General features: G+C 69.7%; 16 protein-coding genes and 3 pseudogenes. 12 read left to right on the forward strand and 7 right to left on the reverse strand.

What is annotated here, in order from left to right; translation table 11 throughout:
* Window positions 1–609: 609 nt before the first annotated feature.
* The gene (locus ACFY2Z_RS39615) at window positions 610–1149 is read right to left on the reverse strand and encodes a carbonic anhydrase (protein ID WP_390748850.1); all 540 of its coding nucleotides are present in this window, start codon (window positions 1147–1149) and stop codon (window positions 610–612) included.
* A gap of 316 nt (window positions 1150–1465) precedes the next feature.
* On the opposite strand from ACFY2Z_RS39615, the gene ACFY2Z_RS39620 reads away from it, so the two are divergent.
* The 8 genes and pseudogenes from ACFY2Z_RS39620 to ACFY2Z_RS39655 all read left to right on the forward strand — a co-directional run bounded on the left by ACFY2Z_RS39620 (window position 1466) and on the right by ACFY2Z_RS39655 (window position 5937).
* Window positions 1466–1726 (forward strand): hypothetical protein, encoded by a 261-nt coding sequence (locus ACFY2Z_RS39620; protein WP_390748851.1) that lies wholly within the window; start codon window positions 1466–1468, stop codon window positions 1724–1726.
* Window positions 1727–1787: 61 nt separating this feature from the next.
* Window positions 1788–2102, forward strand: coding sequence for a hypothetical protein (locus ACFY2Z_RS39625; RefSeq protein ID WP_390748852.1), 315 nt, complete (start codon window positions 1788–1790; stop codon window positions 2100–2102).
* A 270-nt stretch (window positions 2103–2372) separates the two neighbouring features.
* Window positions 2373–2501, forward strand: a pseudogene (locus tag ACFY2Z_RS39630) (hypothetical protein); the annotation flags it as partial.
* A gap of 67 nt (window positions 2502–2568) precedes the next feature.
* Window positions 2569–2925, forward strand: a complete 357-nt coding sequence (locus ACFY2Z_RS39635) for a DUF5994 family protein (protein WP_390748872.1) — start codon at window positions 2569–2571, stop codon at window positions 2923–2925.
* A gap of 161 nt (window positions 2926–3086) precedes the next feature.
* Entirely contained in the window at window positions 3087–3425 is a 339-nt protein-coding gene (locus ACFY2Z_RS39640; RefSeq protein ID WP_390748853.1) for a MerR family transcriptional regulator, read from the forward strand.
* Window positions 3426–3653: 228 nt separating this feature from the next.
* Window positions 3654–3863 (forward strand): cold-shock protein, encoded by a 210-nt coding sequence (locus ACFY2Z_RS39645; protein ID WP_390748854.1) that lies wholly within the window; start codon window positions 3654–3656, stop codon window positions 3861–3863.
* A gap of 375 nt (window positions 3864–4238) precedes the next feature.
* A pseudogene (locus ACFY2Z_RS39650) lies at window positions 4239–4415 on the forward strand (helix-turn-helix domain-containing protein); the annotation flags it as partial.
* A 733-nt stretch (window positions 4416–5148) separates the two neighbouring features.
* Window positions 5149–5937, forward strand: a complete 789-nt coding sequence (locus tag ACFY2Z_RS39655; RefSeq protein ID WP_390748855.1) for an SAM-dependent methyltransferase — start codon at window positions 5149–5151, stop codon at window positions 5935–5937.
* Window positions 5938–6287: 350 nt separating this feature from the next.
* Here ACFY2Z_RS39655 and ACFY2Z_RS39660 read toward each other — a convergent pair whose 3' ends face one another.
* Window positions 6288–7217: an alpha/beta hydrolase gene (locus tag ACFY2Z_RS39660; RefSeq protein WP_390748856.1), complete on the reverse strand. Its 930-nt coding sequence runs from the start codon at window positions 7215–7217 to the stop codon at window positions 6288–6290.
* Between the two features lie 110 nt (window positions 7218–7327).
* Here ACFY2Z_RS39660 and ACFY2Z_RS39665 point away from each other — a divergent pair, with 110 nt between their 5' ends.
* Window positions 7328–7783, forward strand: coding sequence for a MarR family winged helix-turn-helix transcriptional regulator (locus ACFY2Z_RS39665; RefSeq protein WP_390748857.1), 456 nt, complete (start codon window positions 7328–7330; stop codon window positions 7781–7783).
* Between the two features lie 3 nt (window positions 7784–7786).
* On the opposite strand, the pseudogene ACFY2Z_RS39670 reads toward ACFY2Z_RS39665, so the two are convergent.
* The 3 genes and pseudogenes from ACFY2Z_RS39670 to ACFY2Z_RS39680 all read right to left on the reverse strand — a co-directional run.
* A pseudogene (locus ACFY2Z_RS39670) lies at window positions 7787–7992 on the reverse strand (ISAzo13 family transposase); the annotation flags it as partial.
* Between the two features lie 545 nt (window positions 7993–8537).
* Window positions 8538–9935 carry a hypothetical protein gene (locus ACFY2Z_RS39675; RefSeq protein ID WP_390748858.1) on the reverse strand — a complete coding sequence of 466 codons (1398 nt, stop codon included), beginning with the start codon at window positions 9933–9935 and terminating at the stop codon, window positions 8538–8540.
* 74 nt (window positions 9936–10009) lie between these two features.
* Window positions 10010–14944, reverse strand: a complete 4935-nt coding sequence (locus ACFY2Z_RS39680; RefSeq protein ID WP_390748859.1) for an RICIN domain-containing protein — start codon at window positions 14942–14944, stop codon at window positions 10010–10012.
* Window positions 14945–15260: 316 nt separating this feature from the next.
* Between ACFY2Z_RS39680 and ACFY2Z_RS39685 the strand changes: the two genes are divergently transcribed.
* On the forward strand, window positions 15261–15656 hold the full coding sequence (locus ACFY2Z_RS39685; protein ID WP_390748860.1) for a hypothetical protein: 396 nt from the start codon (window positions 15261–15263) through the stop codon (window positions 15654–15656).
* A 500-nt stretch (window positions 15657–16156) separates the two neighbouring features.
* Here ACFY2Z_RS39685 and ACFY2Z_RS39690 read toward each other — a convergent pair whose 3' ends face one another.
* Window positions 16157–17344 (reverse strand): MBL fold metallo-hydrolase, encoded by a 1188-nt coding sequence (locus ACFY2Z_RS39690; protein ID WP_390748861.1) that lies wholly within the window; start codon window positions 17342–17344, stop codon window positions 16157–16159.
* Between the two features lie 328 nt (window positions 17345–17672).
* Between ACFY2Z_RS39690 and ACFY2Z_RS39695 the strand changes: the two genes are divergently transcribed.
* Entirely contained in the window at window positions 17673–18863 is a 1191-nt protein-coding gene (locus ACFY2Z_RS39695; RefSeq protein ID WP_390748862.1) for a Glu/Leu/Phe/Val dehydrogenase dimerization domain-containing protein, read from the forward strand.
* A gap of 14 nt (window positions 18864–18877) precedes the next feature.
* The gene (locus ACFY2Z_RS39700) at window positions 18878–19498 is read left to right on the forward strand and encodes a TetR/AcrR family transcriptional regulator (RefSeq protein ID WP_390748863.1); all 621 of its coding nucleotides are present in this window, start codon (window positions 18878–18880) and stop codon (window positions 19496–19498) included.
* Between the two features lie 139 nt (window positions 19499–19637).
* Here the strand turns inward: ACFY2Z_RS39700 and ACFY2Z_RS39705 are convergent, their stop codons facing one another.
* The gene (locus ACFY2Z_RS39705; protein ID WP_390748873.1) at window positions 19638–20423 is read right to left on the reverse strand and encodes an SGNH/GDSL hydrolase family protein; all 786 of its coding nucleotides are present in this window, start codon (window positions 20421–20423) and stop codon (window positions 19638–19640) included.
* Between the last annotated feature and the right edge of the window lie 20 nt (window positions 20424–20443).

The raw sequence follows: 20443 nt of genomic DNA on the forward strand, positions 1-20443 counted from the left end.
AATCCGCGACGACATCCACGAAGCGTTCCTCAGCCTGGCCTGCGGCATCATCTGCTGGCGCCGACTGGTCAACCTCTCACTTTGTTAGGAGTTCTTACTGCTTCGGCCCGATCAGGCGGGTGTGCCGTGACGGCCGCGAGGGGGCATTGGCATCGCCACAACCACCACAGTGGTTCAGGAGCTGGGGCGCACGCAGCCGGGACACAGGCCGGACGGGCTGCGCACCAAGGCGGCCGACCGGGCTCCGTGGCTGCTTTCGAGGCCACCCGGCCTGCGGTGGTGCTGCGCTGCTCATCGGTGCGTGCGGGAATCAGGGGCAACTGCTCGCGCCGCGCGATGGCGGCGCCCGTCGGCGGGCCATCGCGCCGACGTGCGGCGCATCGCCTCTTGTTCGCGGCGCGAGGCAGAGGCGATGGCTTGCCCACGCCGACAGCCAGGACCTACTGCCCGAAGGCCGTCTTGTAGCGTTCGACGAAGGCTTCGACGGGGCCTTGTGCCGCCGCGTTCGTGCCTGGGCGGTCGCATCGGGTCTGCCCTCACGGACGGAACCCGGCCGCCTCTGTCGGGCGATGCCTTGGTGTTCCTCGCCGAGGTGGGCGAAGCCGGTGCCTATTCGTCCCCGGCCCTCGCGGTCGGGACGACGACCTCGATCCGTCCGGTCTCGACGTCGTAGACGATCCCTGTCACGAGGCCTCCGGGCATCCTGGTATTGAGGACCTCCTTGAGGAACCCGACGTCGTGCCGGACGGCGGCGACCGGGTCCATGACGGCTTTCTCGTCCAGGGCCTCGACGGGGATGTCGAAGTCGTTCGCGAGCATGTCGGGGAACGCCGCGATGTCCTTGATGCCGCATTCGGTGTGGTGCATGACCACGATGTGCGTGCCTGCGGGGCGGTCGCCGCGGTGGGCCTCCCTGACCTTCGCGAGCATGAGCAGGGTGCGGAGCACGGCCGGGGTGACGCGTCCGCCCACGTTGCGGATCGCCGTGACCTCGCCGAGGTCCAGCCCGAGCACGTGGCTGGGATCGACACGGGAGTCGACGCACCCGATGACCATCAGGTTGCCGCTGCCCAGGATGTGCAGGCCCTCATGCGCGCCACGGGCGGCGAACGCGGCGTTCCGGCTGACCAGATCCTCTGTATTGATCATTTTGTTTCCTCAACGATGCCATGGAGATCAAATCTACATAGGAGCATATGCTCCTATCGGGTGAGGTGCAAACACCACGAAAGGGGAACCGGTCGAGCACCCCGAGCACCCCACCGACAGGAGTGAGTAGCAAGATCAGGGCTCGGTCGGGCGGCCGGTCGCCTGGTCGGCCCTGGGACGCACGGCCGCCCTTACCCGGCATACCCTTCAGAAGAGGGCCGCCGTGGAACCGCGACGCAGCCCCCGCACCGTCGCCCGGCGTGTCGGCCAGTGCCCGGATTCGTGGTTCGTACCCGCCGCCTGCCAGGAGGTCCGTATGGAGCACGAGCCCTTGCCCCCCGAGAGCCACGCCGAGGTCCGCATCGTCGCCGCGACGCCGGAGGTCGCCCGACGCGTCGCCGAAGTGCTCCGGCGCTGCTTCGCCTCGACCGAGCAGCGCAGCTACCCCGTCGGCCACGGCGAGGGGACCCGGCTCCATCTCACCCTCGACACCGCGCACGCCGCGGAACCCGCACGGTCCTGGCTCGCGACCAGTGAATCGACAGAGCAGGCGCAGGCGCACGCCGACGAGGTATGACCCGGGTCCGTGAGGCCACTAGGATCCGCCGTCGCGTCCGTCACCTCGAGGAACGACAGCCATGACGAAACTCCGCGAACGCAAGAACAACCGGGAGGCGGTCCTGCGATCCCTGTACGGAGCCGTCGAGCTCAATCGGCCCGAGGTCAGCGGATCGGCGCTCCGCGCCGAGCTGGGCCTGCCCGACGACGACCTCTTCGCAGCTTGCGCCTATCTGGCTGACGAGGGCCTGATCAGCGTGGAATGGACCTCGCACCGGACCCCCGCAGCCGTCTCACTGACGCACGAGGGCATCCGGCTGATGGAGGAGCGGGAGGAGGAGCAGGAGGAACAGAAGGATCGGAAAGAGACGGAGAAGACACAGCCGGACGACTGACCCACCCGCTCCTCCTCGGCCCGGAGCAGCCTGACCGTACCGAGAGCATTTCGCGCAGCGCGACCGGCGGTGCCGTTCCCGGCGAGTGACCGAGCGGGCGATCGTCCCACGACTCCCGGGACGGGACCGCACGATGGAACCCAGAACGCCGGCCGAAGGTGCGTCCGCGGCTGACGCGCAGACGTACGTCATGCCCCCGCCCCGCCTGATCCTCGCCCCGGCGTCAGCCATGGCCCGCTGGACGGGGCCCGGCGGCCGCGCTGCGACGCGCTGGAACTCGAACCTCTCTCAGTCGTCAGCTCGTTGGAGCCGGACCCTGGCGCCGCGGTAGGGGTCACCGTGGCCCCCGCCGAATGGCCCGCCGCCCCGCACACGGTCATGGCACCCGGCCGGGTGATCGCCGTGGAGCCGGCCGGACCCGGAAGCGACGCGCACGCCATCACCCTGGACTGGGGCACCGGATCTCCTGGCCGAAGTCCCGCCGCTGCTCTCCGGTCTGCCGTGCGCCTGGGGCCAGATCGTCGGTGTCCTGGTCAACGGCACGGCGTGGGTCGGGGCACCGGGCCGCATGCTCGTCTGCAACCAGGTCGTCCGGCTACGCACGACCGCCACGGCGCACACGCCGAGCACCATCGTTCTGATGGCACCCGGCCATGGACGCCGGGATCTGCTGGTCGTGCCGCCCGAGGCGACCGAGCGAGCCGCCGAATCGCTCATGTCCGCAGCTGGGCTGACACCGGATCAGGGTCACTTCGCGAGCCGAGCGGGCGGGTTCGGCCCCTCCGGCGGCACTTCTTCGCCGGCCGACGGCCAACTGCGGTGACTCGTCGGGCTGTGCGCGGAGGGGATCTGCCACGGCGAGACCACATCTCCGTGCCTGCGGGAGTCAGGATTGTCGCACGATGCAGACGGCGCTGCGTCCTTCGGAGCACGGGTGCCACGCACGCCCGGGTCCCTCGCCGCGCCCCCGAAAACGAAGGTGCCATGCCCGCTGAGAACGCCCCCGCCGCCGGGAACCTGGACGACGACGACTGTCCCGCTTACACCATGGGGCGGGCCGCCGACGTTCTCAGCACCACCCCCGCCTTCCCCCGGGCCGTCGGCGAAGCCAGACTGATCACTCCTCTGCGTTCGGAAGGCGGTCATCGCCGGTACTCCCGCCGCCAGCTGCGCATCGCCGCTCGTGCCCGTGAGCTGGTCGGCCAGGGCACACCCATCGAGGCCGCGTGCCGCATCATCTCTCCGGAGAACCAGCTCGACGACGCCCTCCGTCCGAACCGGGAAATGCGCCGGAAGCTGGACGAGCACGGCACGAATACCTAGTCTCGCCAGTACAGAAATTGAGACTCCAGCCGGATCAGAATTGCCCGACGCACGCGGAAACGCATAGCCGCTGCCACCCCACTGTGTTAGCGTGACAGCAGTTGCAGTTTTGGTCACCAGGGAATTTTTCTTTGCAGAGCTTTCCGGATCCTTCCGGAGGGGTGATTATCGCGGCGACTCGACTCCGCAAAGCGCGGAGTCCGGCACTGCCCCCAAGGGAGATTCAATATGGCATCTGGCACCGTGAAGTGGTTCAACGCGGAAAAGGGCTTCGGCTTCATCGAGCAGGACGGCGGCGACGCCGACGTGTTCGCCCACTACTCGAACATCGCCACGACCGGCTTCCGCGAGCTTCAGGAAGGCCAGAAGGTTACCTTCGACGTCACGCAGGGCCAGAAGGGCCCGCAGGCGGAGAACATCGTTCCTGCCCGACACTGACGCGAACCGTCGCGAGCCACCGGCTCGCGCATCATGTGGCTGGGGCCCGCACTCTTGGGGTGCGGGTCCCAGCTCATTGTTTTATCCGTCTTTCACATTTCCCTTCGCCTCATTCTTACGAATCCTGCGCGACCGCCCAGTCGCTGGACGAAATTCCTCGGTACGTCGCATCGAGGAGGTTCCTTCATGAACCGCACCCCTCGAACCGGCGGCAATTCCGATCGCTTCCGCACGGACAGAAGTTCGACGCGCGCGACAGGCTCCGCTCACGGCACCCGCTTCCGAACTCTGCGGACGAGCAGACAAGGCCCCGCCCGGGCGACGGGCGCAGGAGCGGCCAAGGAGCGCGTTCCACTCCCAGTTCAAGATGGGGCCATGGTCCTCACCTATGTCGACTCGCCGGACCGGGTGCGTGCCGCGCTGTCGCCGGTACGCCGCGACCTGCTCAAGCGCCTGCCCACACCCAGCTCGGCCAGCCGGCTCGCCGCCGAGCTGGAGCTGCCCAGGCAGCGGCTGAACTACCACCTGAAGGCGTTGGAGAAGGCCGGTCTGGTCGAGCTGGTCGAGGAACGACCGCGGCGCGGCTGCGCCGAGCGCATCCTGCGCACCCGGCCGGGCGCGCTCGTCGTGGACCCGACCGTGGTGGCGGGGGAGTTCACCAGGACCCATGACCAGTACGCGGCCGAGCATCCGGTCGGCGTGGCTGCGGCCACCGTGCGGGACGTCGCACGTATGCAGACCGGGGCCGCGCAGGCGGGCAGGCCGTCGATGACGACCCGCGGGAGCACGGACCGAGGTCGGGCGACGAGCGCACGACGCTGGTCGAATCGCTACGCCGGCAGCACCTCACGTTGTAGATGAAGTGCGCGGGCCTCGATGCGGAGGCCATGGCCCGGCGTACTGTGGAGCCGACGACGATGTCGCATCTCGGGCTGGTGCTGCGACCGGAAAGGTTCACCGGCTCGCCCTGTCAGACTTCAGGACCTCAGCCACGTGCCGAGACGGCCAATCCAGCTCCACGGCCACTGCCGATCCACGCGAACTCGCGGTTCCAACCAAGGCGACCGCCCTCGGCGGCGGCCACCGATCAGCCGTGTGAACAACGCTCCGGGGCAACACACCTGGCGCCCGGGCCCGCACTTGAGCGTGCGGGCATCGAGCGACAACTCTGCGCGAGGGCTGGGCCAATGGCACAATCGCAACGCCCTCCACTGCCTCACCACCCACAGCGCACGAAGCGAACTCGGTGAGTCGGTCAGCGATCTAGTACACGTTGGAGTCATGCATGAAGGCAGACCCCTCCTCCGAAAGTCGCATCGACACGAGCAGGCCCCACCCGGCACGCGTCTACGACTGGCTGCTGGGCGGCAAGGACAACTATCCGGTTGATGAGGAGGTGGCGGCGAAGCTGCCACCGGAAGCGCGTCTCAACGCCATGCGCAACAGGGCGTTCATGCACCGCGCAGCGGCGTGGCTGGCCGGCAACGGCATCGACCAGTTCCTCGACATCGGCACGGGCATCCCGACCCAGCCGAACCTGCATCAGATCGTCCAAGCCACAGTGCCGTCGGCGCGGATCGCCTACGCCGACAACGACCCCATCGTGCTGCGGCACGCGGAGGCTCTGCTCGTCAGCAGTCCCGAGGGAAGCACCGACTACATCGAGGCCGACGTACGGAACCCGGGAGCCATCCTCGCCCACGCCCGTGCGTTCCTGGACTTCACCCGGCCCGTCGCGCTGTCGATGATCGCGCTGATGCACTTCATCACCGACGACGAAGACCCCTACGGTCTTACACGGACGCTTCTCGACGCGCTGCCCTCGGGTAGTTACTTCATGTTCTCCCACGGCACCACCGATGAGCACCCGCACCTCGTCAAGTCGGTGACCACTACCTACCGCAAGGGCGAGATCCCCCTCCGCATGCGTACGCGGGCCGAGATCGAGCCGTTCTTCGAGGGCCTGGAACTGGTGGCTCCAGGGCTGGTCACAGCGACCAAGTGGTACAAGGATTCACCGGCTCCCGCCCAGGAGCTGAGCGGCTTCTACGTCGGCGTCGCCCGCGTGCCGTAAAGGATCTTCTCGCGCCCGAGGGCAGCGGGCGCCCACGGCGGAGGGCAGGTGTGCCCCGACCGAGGACGCCACTCGCCTGCGTCCTCAGCGCCATCCGCAACTGGCTCCGCCCGTTGCAGCAGCGCCTTCTCCGTACCCCACGCTGCACCGCCGGGTCGGCGCATCCACCCCAGACGAACGCATACGGTCCGGCGTCCAGGTGCCGGGCCATGGCCGAGACCCGCGACTTCGCCAGTTGTGTGACACCAAGGGACTCGGCCAGCTTCTCGACCCGGCGAGCGGACACTCCTGTCGGCCATGGTGCTCCTGCGGCCGTCGCCGACATCACGTGGAGGCCGCCGGGGTCGGTGTCAGTGGACCGGTTCGACATGGTCGGCGCCCGGGCGCCCGGCGCTCAGGTGGGCGGTGAGGAAGCGGGCGGCGCGGTCGAGTGCGGCGTCCGCCTCGTCGAGGCGGCCGTAGTGGTGCTGGAAGACGTGGGGGAGGCCGGGGCCGACTTCGAGCGTGACCTCGACGCCGTCGGCGCCCGCGCGGCCGGCCAGCCGGACCGCGTCGTCGAGGAGCACCTCGTTCGCCCCGACCTGCACGAGGAGTGGAGGCAGTCCGGTGAGGTCGGCGAACACCGGACTGGCCAGGGGATGCGCCCTGTCGCCTGCGCCGACGTAGAGATCGGCGTAGGCGCGCACGTCGGCCTCTGTGAAAATGGGGTCGGCGCTCTCCTTGGAACGGATGCTTCCTCCAGCGAGGGTGAGGTCGGCCCAGGGGGAGAAGACGACCACGGCGGCTGGTTGCGGCAGCCCCGCCTCCCGGGCGGCGAGCAGCGTGGCGATGCTCAATCCGCCACCGGCGGAGTCACCGGCCATGGCGAGGTCCCGTGGGTCGGTGCCGGACGCCAGCAGCTCGCGGTAGGCCGCGAGCCCGTCGTCGACAGCCGCGGGGAAAGGGTGCTCGGGCGCCAGCCGGTAATCCACCGACGTCGCGCGCAGCCCGGCGCGGCGGGCCAGTTCACCGACCAGCCCTGCGTGGGTGTCCGGTGAGCCGATGACGTAGCCGCCGCCGTGCAGGTAGAGCAGTCGGCCGCGGCCGGAGGCTTCGGCCGGCTCCAGTACCAGGGCCGGCCGCCCGCCCAGGACGGTCCTGCGGGTGACCACGCCCTCCGGTGCGAGGCGGGTGACAGCCGCGGTGAAACCGCTGCGCTGCTCCTCGGGAGTGGGACGCATCTCGCTGCGAGGGGCGGAACGGAGTATGGCGTCCAGGGCGTCGCGCTGCTGTCGGGACATGCGGGGCCTCCATGGGTCGGGGTGCGAGGATGGATTCCTGGGAATCCACCTGCCTGCCCCCAACCGGATTCCAAGGAAGATGATTCCCGGGAATCTACTGGAAGGTTAATGTGAGCCACATCACCCCGATCTTCACCGATCTGGTCCGCGTCGAGACCCGGCTCTACAACACGGTGAGCGCCCGGTTGCGGGCCGAACAAGGGCTGGGGCTGGGACAGTTCGAGCTTTTGGAGATCATCGACCGCGTGCCGGGGTGCCGCGTGCTCGACATCGTCGGCGAACTGGCGATCACCGTGGGGGCCGTCAGCAAGGCGGTCGACCGGCTGGTGGCTGCGGGCTGGTGCCTGCGGGTCGCGCACCCCCAGGACCGTCGCTCGTCCGTCCTGCGCCTCACATCCGCGGGTGAGAAGCAGTTGTCCGCTTCCCGCCCCATTGTCGAGAGCGAGCTCATCTCACTGACCGCGGCGGTTCCCCCTGACGACCTGGCCCGCATCGCCTCAACCCTGGCCATCCTTCGCTCAACCCTCGAGGCGGACCCCACGGCCGGCCGGGATGAGCGGACATGACCCGCGAATGGCATCCGCGGTACAGCGCAGCGGCGACGTCGGATCTCCGCGGACGTCGGGCTCGACCAGCGCGAGGAGGGCCTCCCGAAAGGCTGGGTTCCGGTCGAGGACGCGTTTGCGGCCACCGCCGGGCCGACGGATGCGGCCCAACGGGGTCTCTCCGGAGCAGAGTTCCCCATCCCGGCAGACACAGTGGCTTCACGGACACCGGTCCTGTGTGATCAGGCCAACCGCAATGCCGTCTCCAGGACGAGTGCTCGACTTCATCGATGTGTGCTTCCTATGTGCTGCGTCGGGACCCGACTACAGCGCCCTCCCGTGGTACCTCCGGTTCAAAAGCGACGTTGGAGAACCGGACAGGCCTGGTCATGCGGTGCCAGCCCGCCAGGAGCCGAAGCAGCAGTGCATCGTGTTTTGCGCGGGACTACGACCCCTGCTGCCCAATTCCGGGCGCGAGTGACGCTACGACCGCAGCGGTTGCCGCCGCAGGTCGGACCGGGAGGCGAAATCCCCCGGCGGGCGGGTCGACGACCAGGGAGGCAGCACGGCGGCCAGATCTGTCGGAAGGACCAGTCGGTCATCGTCCAGTGGGATGTTGCGCGCGAAGGCGCCGAGGTCTTCATAGGCCCCGGGACCCTCCGGCGCGTACAGCGGAGACGGCTCGCCGCGAGCCTGCACGAGCAGGTTCTTCGGTTCTTCGAAGGTCGTGCGGGATCGGCTCCGATCACGAATCCGTTGTCGCCGACGACAACGGCTACCACAGCGAGCCCTCGCCTTCCCCTCCATGACGCCGATCCCTACAAGGCCGTTCCGGCAGAACGAGATCCTGCAGCTCGAGGACGGGATACCTTCCGTAGCCGAGTCGTTCGCCGAGGTCCACGTAGCGGGCGTACCGCTCTTCGCTGACCGGCACGGAGTACGCCCTCAGGAGCCCGAGAAGGAGCCGGAAGCCGAGGTCGGGGTCGACTTGGGTGACGACCTGCTCCAGCGCGGGCACCGCCACGCCCGACAGTTCGAACCATGGACTGGTGGAGGCCCCATACCAGGGGCTGTTGTGGATACTGTTCGTCAGGGCAGGGGCACTCTGCCGTAGTTCCTGCAGGACCCTGTCCGTCTGTTCGGCCGAGGCTGGCCCGGGCGCGCCGACCATGAAACCGGGATCGATCTCACGCAGGCGGTCCGCGCACACCTCTACGACCCGCCGCAACCACTGGCGCATCTCGACTCCTGACGCCCCGGGGTCGTACCCGCGGCACGTCACCACGCGCCAAAGTGCGGTCAGGGTGGCGTCCGACAGCGGGGACCCGAACAGCCGCTGGCTATCCTGCAACAGGACGTATGCATGCGATCCCGGCACAGCGCCCCCGTAATCACCAGTGGCCCCGCGGATGCCTTCGTCGACCGAATACGAGTGCTCCCACAGATCGCTGTGAAACCGACCGGCGAGGAAGGAGAATCCGATATCGCCCTCGAAGCGTCGCCGGGCCGAGAAGTCGTCGAATCGCGGCCACAGGACATCAAGGCCGTGGTGAACGAGCCGGCCCGGATATCCGAACGCCTCGCCGATCTGCTGGTACCGGTCGTACCGCTCCAGAGTGACCTGTACCGCTGCTGCCTTCGCTACCCGCAGGAACAGCCGGAATCCGAGATCGGCATCCACCTCGGTGACCACTCGTTCCAGTACGGACGCGACATCCGCCTGCGCTAGTTGCACCCACAGGGCGCGCACCTCGGTGAGTGCCGCCTCTCTCATCGCCCCTTCGTCCACGACGACCACGGGCGCGCTGCCGTACCCGAGCTGTTCGCCAGAAGGGGGGAGCCGGGAGAGCTCGTCGTCGCATACATCCGTGATCGCGCGCAGCCAGGCACGCGCATGATGCGGCCCGGGGTCGTGGCTACCCCGGGTGGCAGCCCGCCATACCGCACGGAGGGCCTCGTCCGGAAGTGGAGAGTCGAGCAGTAGCTGTGCGTCCTCGCGGAGTGCGAGGGCGTCATCGTCGTCCCTTGCCGCCTCAACCGACACGAGGTGCAGCGCTGCCTCCTCGTCAAGAGGGACATGCCCAGAGGCAGCACTTTGAAGGGCCTCGGTCAGTCGGCTTACTCCGAAGTCCCCCTCGTATCTCCAGAAGCGTGCTTCACGTTGTTCTGCCATGAGTTCCTCGCAAGCCGCCGCGTCGAGGGCGACGGTCAGTCACCCTCGGCGCGGCCGGATATCTGCCGACCTTTTCAGTCGGCGAGGTATGACGTGTAGACGACGTATCCCAACGGGTGGGACTTGCCCACGTACTTCAGCTGGATGACCACCGTATTGCCGGCCTTCACGTTCTGCGGGCCGTCCTTGACCCACTTGCGGCCGAGGGAGCCCTTGTCCTTGAGAGTCCAGGTGATCTTCTTCAGATCCGTGTTCGGATCGAAGTACCCGCGATCGTTGTTCTTGCCGAACTTGTTCCTCATTTTGCTCAGCCAGGTGTCCAGGCCATGGGGATTGCGCGCGATCCACTGTTCGAAGGCGTCATTGACTGAGCTCATGGCCGTCGCTTCGTCGGTCCACCGCGTGGCGATGCCGTTACTGGCCTTACTGGCCTTCTCGGCCATTTTGTCATCATCGGGCCTGACATGATCACCCAATGTGTGGGCTCCACCGATGCCTTCGTCCTTCACCAGGTTCAGGCAGTTGTGAACGAGGACGTCCGCGGGAACCGGGCCACGGGTACGCACGAAGAAGGTGTGCAGGCCGCCGACCGTGAGGTCGTACACCTGGGTCCGGCCCGGGCGGTTTCGGAGAGCGGTCACCGTCCGCAGCGTCCCGTTCGGCGTGCGTAGACGGTCGCCCACACTCAGGTCGGAGACGGTGGTCCAGCCGCGCTCCGCGACGAAGAACCGGTGCCCCGACGTGCTCGTGACCAGGCCGCCGGACACGCTGATGTCCATCAGATGCTCGGATTCGTGCCGGAACGCATCCGTCACCGGTTCCGGCCGGGTCCGGCCAGTGTCGGGGTCGGACGCGAGGACCAAGTCGCCCTCGCGCACGTCGCGCATCGCCTTTCGGGTCCCGTCCGCCATCAGAACCCGGGTTCCACCAGGGAAGCTGTTGATCCGGCAGGTCGAGATCGCGTCTTCGTACACGCGGACGGTGGACTCGATCCTGGAAAGGGCCGCAGCGTCCACGTCCAGCGCCCTCAACGCCTTCAGAGCGTCGGACACCCCGACCCCGGTGCGCATTGCGGCGTCCACCGCGCGGATCGCCTCGGTGATCTTCCCGATCGGGCCACCGAGCGGAAGCCAGGTCGCCGCCCAGGCGCAGTCGCCATAGTTGCCGCTGCCGTCACCGTTTAGCTTGTGGTAACAGCCAGTGAAGTCGCCCGTGATCGAGTCGAAGATGCCCTTCCACAGATCCTTGGTCGCCTGCCACGACGTGATCTTGACAGTCTTGGTGAGGCCCTTGATCGGCTGCGTGGTGAGGAAGAACGTGTCGTCGGCCGGGCAGCCGGACTCGGTTGCGGGAACGTCGGGGTTCGTGCAGAGGTAGTAACTGACGACCGCGTCAAAGTGCACCTTGAAGACCAGGTCGCACGGCAGGTGTGAGCAGTCGTCCGGGAGGCGTTCCGGGTCTCCGTTCTGGGTGATCTGGTCGATGACGGAGAACACGCCGCCGACTCCGGTGGCCGCGCCCGTCTGCACCTGCTTGTTGGCGTCGTTGCGCTGGGCCTGGTCGGCCGCCTGCTGCGCCGACTCCGCGAGCTTCTGGGCGTCCTTGGCCGCCTGTTCGGCCTCGGTCGCGGCGGCGTCGGCTCGGTCGGCTGCCGTGCGGGCGTCCTTCGCGGACTGTTCGGCCTCGTCTGCCGCCGCTTGGGCTGCGGAGGCGTCCAGGGCTGCCTGGTCGGCGGAGTCGCGGGCGTCCTTGGCGTAGCCCTCGGCGTGGCCGGCCGCGGTGTCCGCAGCGGTCGCGTCCTCGGCAGCCTGCTGGTCGTAGCCGATCGTGCGGGCCAGACAGGCCGAGGCCTGGGCGGCTGCCTGGGCCGCGTCGGCGGAGTAGTCGAGGGCCTCCTTGGCGTAGGTGCGGGCGTCGGCCGCGTAGGAGGCGGCGTTGGCGGCGTGCTGGTAGGCCTCCTTGGCGTCGCCCTTCGCCTGGTCGGCGAGCGCCTTGGCGGCGGCGGCCTCCGCCTGCGCGTTCCTGGCGTGGGCGTCAGCGACGGCCTTCTGCTGGTCGGCGATGGTCTTGGACGCCTGGCCCGTCAGGACGACCAGACCCGCGGCGGAGTCGGTGGTGATGTACGGGGAGCCGAGCTGGATGGCGTCGTTGGCCGGGTCGGCGACCTGTGCGGCGGCGTTGCCGGCGTCCACGGCGGCCTGGGCGGTGACATGAGCGTAGCCCGCGGCCTTCGCCGCTGCCGCCAGGGCGTTGCCGGCTTCCGTGTTCGCCTGGTCGGCCTGGGACTTGGCGTCCTTGGCGTGCTGTTCGGCCTCGTCGGCCAGCTTGACGGCCGCCTTCGCCTCGGCGGCGGCGTCCTGGGAGGCCTTGATGGCGTCCGCCGCCGCACTGGTCGCGGTCTTCACCGCGGCGTCCGCCTTCAGCTTCGCGGCCTGCGCGGCGTCCGCGTCGGCGCGGGCCCGCTTGGCCGCCGCCTCGGCCCGGGTGGCTGCCGCGTCCGCGTCGGCCGCCGCTTGTGTGGCGGCGTCCGCCTCGGAACGCGCCGACTGCGCCGCCGTTTCGGCGTCGTCGGCGGCCTTGTCCGCCTCGTCCGCCGCCGCCCGTGCGTCCTTGGCGTTGTCGTCGGAGTCGTGGGCGTCCGCGTAGGCGTCCTTCGCGTCGGCCTTTGCCCGGGCGGCGTTCGCCTTCTGCTCGGCGTCCCAGGCGTCGTCGCGCTTGGTCTTCGCGTTGTCGCGGGCCTTGACCGCGGCGTCCCGCTTGCCGGCCGCGGTCGCTTCGGCGGCCTCCGCCCTGTCCTTGGCATCCTTCGCCGTCGCCGCCTGCGCCTGGGCGTTCTGCCGGTGCTGGGCGGCCTCGGCCTGCTTGGCCGCGGCGGTCTCCTTCTCCGCCTTGGCCGTCGCCTCTTCCGCCTCGGCCGCGAGCCGCTTGGCGTGGGCGTCGGCGGCGGCCGCCTTCGCGTCGCCCTCGGCCTTCAGCGCATCGGCGAGCCTCGCCTGCGCGGTCTCCTTGTCCTTCTGCGCGTTGTCGCGGTGCACCTTCGCGGCATCCGCGGCGGCCTTGGCCTGTGCCTCGGCCGTTCGCGCGGCCTCCTTGCGGAACTCCGCCTTCGACTGCGCCGCCTGCGCGAGTGCACGCTGCGCGATGGTCTGGCTGTCACCGGCAGAGGCGCGGGTGGCGGCCTCGGCCGTCTGCCCCGCCTTGACCATCGCCTGGAGCGCGGCGGCGGCACCCTTGGTGACCTGGGCCTTCTGCTGGCCCACCAGCAGACCACGCCCCCGCGGCGCGCCACTGGCATCGGCGATGCCGTACGCGGCCTGGGTGGCCGTGTCCGAGCCGCCGGCCGCCTTCCTGGCGACCTCCAACTGGGCCTGCAGCACACCGAGCTGCTTCTTGGCCTGCGCCTGGGCGTCGGCGATGCCCTTCTTCGCCTTGTCGAACTGGGCCTTGTCCGGGTAGGCGAGCTTGTCGGTGCCCTCGTGCCCCTTGGCCACGACCCGGAACTTCTGCGGGTCACTGCCGTTGCAGTCCCACTGCCACGAGTCGTAGCCGTTGTCGAACTTGTGCAGGTCCAGGCACTTGTCCGTGGCGGCGTTGCGCAGCTCGCTCGCGGCGCGGACGTCGAAGTTCCACTGCTGTGCCGTACTGCCGTTGCACGACCAGATCTGGATCTTCGTCCCGTTGACGGCATTGCCGCTCTGCACGTCCAGGCACTTCTGGGCGTTGACGTTGAACAGGGCGTAGCCGTGGGGGTAGCCGAAGATCTGCCACTGCTGGGCGGCGCTGCCGTTGCAGGTGTAGATCTGCACCGGGGTGCCGTTGGTCTTCCCGCCGCCCTGCACATCCAGGCACTTGCCCTGGGCGGCCTCGACCTGGATGACCGCGGGGGACTCGCCGATCCAGCCGATGCCGCCCGGGGCCCAGTACTCCTGCCAGCGACTCAGATGGTCGGCGATCCAGGACTGGCCGAGCATCTCCCCGAGCGCCTTGGCACCGGCCGCAAGAGCCTTGGTGGCGTCGCGGTTGGCGTCGAGGATCTGGTTGCGCCGGCCGGCCTGGGAGGTGATCTCCTGCTGCCACTCGGCGGACGCGGCGGCGACCTCCTTGCCCATGACCTTGTCCGGGTCGACGGGGCTGCGCCAGGCGCACGACGCGAACCTGGTCTTCAAGTCCTCCACGGCGAGCCGGAATTCCAGGCTTCCGGGCTCGGGTGCGGTGCGCGGGAAGCCGCCGGAGGACAGGAACAGCCGGGCGTTGTCCGTGCCGGGCGGCTCGATCGACCAGTTGACGAACGCGTCCCACGCCTGGTGCTCGGCGGACGCCTGCCCCCAGTCGGGCGCCGACGGACCCGGGTTGCTGCCGTAGAGCGGGGTGCCGAGGTCCTTGACGGCCTTGACCGTGGCGTCGTCGGCCTTGGGAGTCGGGTCCTGGTAGAAGTCGTCCTCGCCCTTCCAGAACTGCTCCGAGACCCACTTGAAAAGGCCGGTCTGTGCGAAGAAGTTCTGCCGGTCATCGCCCGCCATACCGGGGGGCCACTCGAAGTCGGCCTTCGACGCGAAGCCTCCTGGGGTGGACAGCCCCTGGATCTTCCAGTCGCCGATATGCGCGTAGAGCGCCGATTCCTCCTTGTCCGCGGCAGCCTTGTCCTGGTCGTAGGCCTTCGACAGCGGAGTGTCGGTCCAGTAGTCCCGGTTCGCCGCCCCATGGAGCTTGTCCGCGGGCTGGTTCAACGCGTCCTGCGCAAGGCCGTACATGCCCGGCCCGCCCAGCCGCAGCGCGCCCGCCATCAGGCACTGGTCCTGCCGCAACTGCTCGGCACCCTTGGCGTCGAAGCCGTCGTAACTGTCGGCCACAGGGGCGGCATCACCCGTCGACCGGCCCAACAGGTCCGGCCGCGCCGCCAGGGTGGCCAGGACGGCGAGGGCCAGCAGGAGCGGAATGAGGCGGGCGACGTGTCGTGATCTTCGCCGCGAAGGTACGAGGAACGCCGTTCTGGGGCGCAAGGGCAGCATCCTTCTTCGTGAACGGGACAGGCCAAGGCATGGCAGGCCGAGGCGTGCCCGTCCGAAGAAGCGGACGTGACGGCGGTTTCCCCCGACCGCGTGCTGAGGTGCGCGACGGCGGAGAGGTCAGGTCCACCGGAAGCGTCGCGACAACCATAGACATGTCAAAAGCTGCGGCGACTGGGATTTTTTCGCAGCCTGACCGAAAACAGTCAGTCAGGGGTGTGGGGGACGTGTGGGGGCTGCGCTCCACCTGTGAAGAGCGGCGAGGTGAGCCCTGGCCGTGGAGCAGAGTTGGCTGAATTCCAGCTCCCGCGCATATCGCATGGGAACGACCAAAGCCCCACCCCTCGAAGGTGGTGAGGTGGCTGATGGGGAGACCGACACGGAGGAGCGGTCCGGCGCCGTGGTCTACGTCGAATCCGTTGCCGAGACGGCTTCGGCGGCTGTGTCCGTGGGATGGAGGGCTGAGCCCGGCATGGTCCGGGCCGCTGCCTACAGCCTCGCCTCGGGCCGTCCCGACAGGCCAGTCGTCCGGTATCCATGGGCGATCGGTCTCCAGATGCAGAGCACGCTGATCATGATCCTCTTGACGGCAGGAATCATCGCAACGCCGGAGAACGACACCATGACCCCGGAACACGTCCTGGTGTTGGCGACGGTGTCCGACCTTCCGCTCGCGCTCAGGCCCTCGTTCATGCTCCCGGGACATCGGCCCTGATCTCCGGGTCGGCCCCCTCTGAGCCTGGCGGGCAGGAGTGCAGGGCCCGACCCCACCAACACTTACCAGACAATCAGATCGAACTCATGTTCGACCAACTGAAGTGCGCGTGAACAGCCGGGCCAGTGTCACGCTCTCCGCCTTGTCTCACCTCGCTCAACGACAGCGAAGGCTTGAGCACCGCCCTGCGCCGCCGTGGAGGACGTCGTACCACGCACGAAGGATGCGAACGCGGCGCTCAGCGAGGGTCTCGGCCACTTGCGAAACACTCCCCTGCGCGATTCCGATCCGTCGCGGCCTACACGCCATTCACCGTCACTCGCACTTCCACACCCGTACGGCACACGGAGAGCAACGGCCGGAACTCCGACGCCGGTTCGCGGCCCTGCCGACGCAGCGGACCATCGATACCCCGTGCCCCGTACCCCGTAGAGCCTGCTCGCGCTCGACCTCCGACATGGTTACAAGGACATCCGTCACGCGTTTCAGCTCGTCCGCGGTCAGCCCTCGGCCACCAGGTCGAGGTCGTCGTCGCGCGTCGCCGTCCGGGGCACCTCCGGGACCGGCCACCGGGTGTCGGGCACGTAGCCCACACCGCGCCACCACGGGTCGCTCGGCAGCACTCCGGCGGGCTCGAACGGCCGGCCGGGGACGGGGAGAGCGACGGCCTGGCCGACGGCGTCGGCGGCGGCCTTCGTCCACTCGCCGGGCTCGGCCCAGGCGTGCGGCGCGAGGTTGAAGGTGCCCCAGTGGATCGGCAGCATCACACCGTGCGGCTGCCCGCCCTGCAGATCGAGATGGGCCCGCATGCCCTCCTCGGGCGTCATGTGGATGTCGGGCCAGAACTCGGAGTAGGCGCCGATCTGGATCATCGTGGCGTCGAACGGGCCGTGGGCGGCGCCGATGTCCTTGAAGCCGTCGAAGTAGCCGGTGTCACCGCTGTGGTAGATCCGGTGCTCGTCGCCGGCCACGGACCACGACGCCCACAGCGTGTGCTGGGCGTTGCGCAGGGCGCGGCCGCAGAAGTGGCGGGCGGGCGTGGCGGTCAGGGTGATGCCGCCGACCTTGGTCGACTCGTGCCAGTCCAGCTCGCGCAGCCGGTCCGGAGACACGCCCCAGTGCTCCAGGTGGGCCCCGACACCGAGGGGTATCGCGAACACGGTGTCCGTGCCGGCCAGGGCCTTGATGGTGGGCAGGTCGAGGTGGTCGTAGTGATCGTGGGAGATGACGACGACGTCGACCGGGCCGAGCGAGGCCAGCGGCAGGGGCACCGGGTGCAGCCGCCGGGGACCGGCGAAGTCGAAGGGTGAGCAGCGCTCGCCCCACACCGGGTCGAAGAGCACCCGGTGCCCGTCGATCTCGGCGAGCACGCTGGAGTGCCCCATCCAGGTCAGCCGCAGCCCGGTCGCCGGCGGCTTCGCCAGCTCGGTGTACGTCGTCGGGTGCACCGGGATCGTGCCGCTCGGGACCCGGCGGGCCCGGGACTCCTTGCGGAAGTAGACCTTCGCCAGTTCCAGTGTGGAGTTCCCGGACGGGCGGATCCGGGTGCCCGACGGGTTCACGAAGACGCCGTCCGCGAAGTGCGGCGATCTGCGGATGCGCGCCAGGCGCTCCCCGCTCGGATCCGCGCCGAAGGCGGTGGGCCGCAGCGCGCGGAGCCCGGAGCTCAGGGAACGGGAACCGGTCACGGGTCCTCCAGTGGAGTCGGTGGGGGCTTCCATTATGGGCGGGCCCTCGCACTGCGCCGGGTCGACCGTGTCACAGTGCGACGTCCCCGGCTCTCACCGCGCTGTGCGGGCCCGGAGATCACAACGGGTTCCGGGCCCTGAGCACCACAACCCCGGGCCGCACGTTCTTCTTCCGTGTCGCGGGGCCGAAGTGGGCGCGGGAGGGCGGCGGGGGCTCGGCGGCGTTCCGGTTCGCCGGGAGTACGCCGCTTCCGCCGCCTGCCCGTGCACTCCGGAGGACCTCGGGATGCGGGCGTACAACTGAATGACCGGTCAGTACAGTGTGCGCATGACCATCGATCGGAACGCTCCCCTCCTGACGCTCGTGTGGACCGACCACGTCACCGGCCGGCGCGGCTACCTCGTCGTCGACCGGCTCGTCCGCGGGGTGGCGAGCGGCGGGCTGCGGATGCGCCCGGGCTGCACGCTGGACGAGGTGGCCGGGCTGGCCCGCGGCATGACGATGAAGGAGGCGCTGCACCACCGCCCCGAGAGTCGCTATGTGCCGCTGGGCGGCGCCAAGGGCGGTATCGACTGCGATCCCCGGGCCCCGGAGGCGTACGACGTCCTCGTGCGCTATCTGCGCGCCATGAAGCCGTACATCGAGAGCGTCTGGACCACCGGCGAGGACCTGGGGCTCACCCAGGACCTGGTGGACCGGGCGGCCGCCGAGGCGGGGCTCGTGTCGTCGGTGCAGGCGGTGTATCCGCTGCTCGAGGACGAGACGGCGGCGCGCCGACGCCTTGCGGACGCGTTCGCGGTCGAGGTGGACGGGATCGGGCTGGACGGGCTGGTCGGCGGGTGCGGCGTCGCCGAGTCCGTCCTCACCGCCCTGGACCGGGCCGGCGTGCCGTACGCCGGAACGCGCGTGGCCGTGCAGGGGTTCGGCACCATGGGCGGGGCCACGGCGCGCTTCCTGGCCCGGGCGGGGCTCACGGTCGTCGCGGTCGCCGACATCAAGGGCACGATCGCCCATCCGGACGGACTCGACGTGGAGGCGCTGCTCGCGGCGCGCGACGCGTACGGGACGGTGGATCGTGGGGCGTTGCGCCCCGACGACCGGGAACTGCCGGGCGACGCCTGGCTGTCGGCCGAGGCTGAGGTGCTGGTGCCTGCGGCGGTGTCGTACGCGGTCGACACGGTGAACCAGGCGCGGATCGGCGCCCGGTGGATCGCCGAGGCGGCCAACATGCCGGTGCTGCCCGAGGCGGAGGAACTGCTCGCGGCGCGCGGGGTGACCGTGCTGCCGGACGTGGTGGTCAACTCCGGGACGAACGCCTGGTGGTGGTGGACGCTGTTCGGTGACATCGAGGCGGACGCGGACGAGGCGTTCGCGTACACGCGGCGGGCGATGCGGGAGCTGGTGGGCCGGATGCTCGACCGCGCGGAGACCGACGGGACGAGTCCGCGGGCGGCCGCGCACGCTCTCGTCGCGGACCGGCTGCCGGTGATCTCGGAGCGCTTCGGGTGGTACCGGTGACGTAGGGTAGCCGCGTGACGAGGGTGCGATTGAGCGTGACCGAGCGGCGCGAGGAGTTGCTCCGGGCCGCCGTCGGTCAGATCGAGAGGCGCGGCGTGGCGGCGGTGCGCATCGCCGATGTGGCCTCGGCCCTCGGGGTGAGCAACGCGCTGGTGCTGTACCACTTCTCGACCAAGGAGAAGCTGGTCGCGGAGGCCTTCGCCTACGCCGCCGAGGACGACCTGGCCCATCTGCGCAAGCTGCTCGGCCGCCGTACGACGGCCCTGCGCCGACTGCGCGCTGCGGTGCGCTGGTACGCGCCGACCGGGCAGGCCAAGGGCTGGCGGCTGTGGATCGAGGGCTGGGCGGCGGCACTGCGCGAGCCCGCGCTGCGGGAGGTCGCGCGCAACCTCGACCGGGAGTGGAAGGCCGCGATCACCGAGGTCGTGGCCGAGGGGGTGGCCGCGGGCGAGTTCCGCTGCGCGGACCCGGCGGCCACGGCGCTGCGGCTGACCGCGCTGCTGGACGGGCTGGCCGTGCAGATGACGGTGTACGCGGGCACGGTCCCGCGGGCGCGCACCCGGGAGTGGGTGGACGAGGCACTCGCCGGCGAACTGGGAGTGGAGCGCGCGGAGTTGACGACGGCGAGGAGCTGACTCGCACCCGTCCGCGACACCGTCACCGGGAGGCCCGCCGCAGGGAGCCCGGGGAGCGGCCCGTATCGGCCCCGGTCCGGGCCCCGGCTGGGGCTGCCTCCCGGACCGGGGCCGATACGGAGCCGCTGTCGCGGCCGGTTCAGACCGCCTTGGCGATCCGCATCTTGATGTCGTCCGGCGACAGGGCCCCCTTGGCCACCACGCGGTCCCCGGAGGACTCGCCGCGCAGCCGGCGCCCGATCCACGGGACCAGGAACTCGCGCGCCCAGTGGATGTCGTCGCGCCGCACCTCGAACGTGCCGCGCGGCGGCAGCGGCGGCCACGGCTGGTCCGGGTCGGCCGGGACCTCGATGCCGAGCACCTGGCCCGCCCGCAGGGCGACCCGGGTGTGTCCCTCGGGCGAGAGGTGGAGCCGGTCGTCGTCCCAGGCGCGTCGGTCCTGGACCGTCTTCAGGGACCACAGGTCGAGCACCGGGCAGCCGTACCGGTCGGCGATGGCCCGGACATGCCCGTTGTACGTGGCGATCTTGCCGCGCAGATGCTTGAGCACGGGCACGTCGCGGGTGTCGAAGCCGGTGGTGACCATGACGGTGCCGACGGCGGAGGTGAGATCGGCGACGGCGCGCTCGAAGCGCTCGGCGACCTCGTCGGGGTCGGTGCCGGGCCGGATGATGTCGTTGCCGCCCGCGCAGAAGGACACCATGTCCGGGGCGAGTTCCCGGGCCTTGGGTAGCTGGTCCTCGATGATCTGGTCGAGCAGTTTGCCGCGTACGGCGAGGTTCGTGTACCGGAAGTCACCCTCGGGACGCAGGTCGGCCAGGAGCACCGCGAACCGATCGGCCCAGCCGACGAACTGTCCGTCGGGGCCGGGATCGCCGACGCCTTCGGTGAAGCTGTCCCCCACCGCCACGTACGACCCGATCACTGATCTCTTGTCACTCTTCG

Origin of the sequence: Streptomyces sp. NPDC001222, from assembly GCF_042896945.1 — a bacterium.
Lineage (GTDB): Bacteria > Actinomycetota > Actinomycetes > Streptomycetales > Streptomycetaceae > Streptomyces > Streptomyces gibsoniae.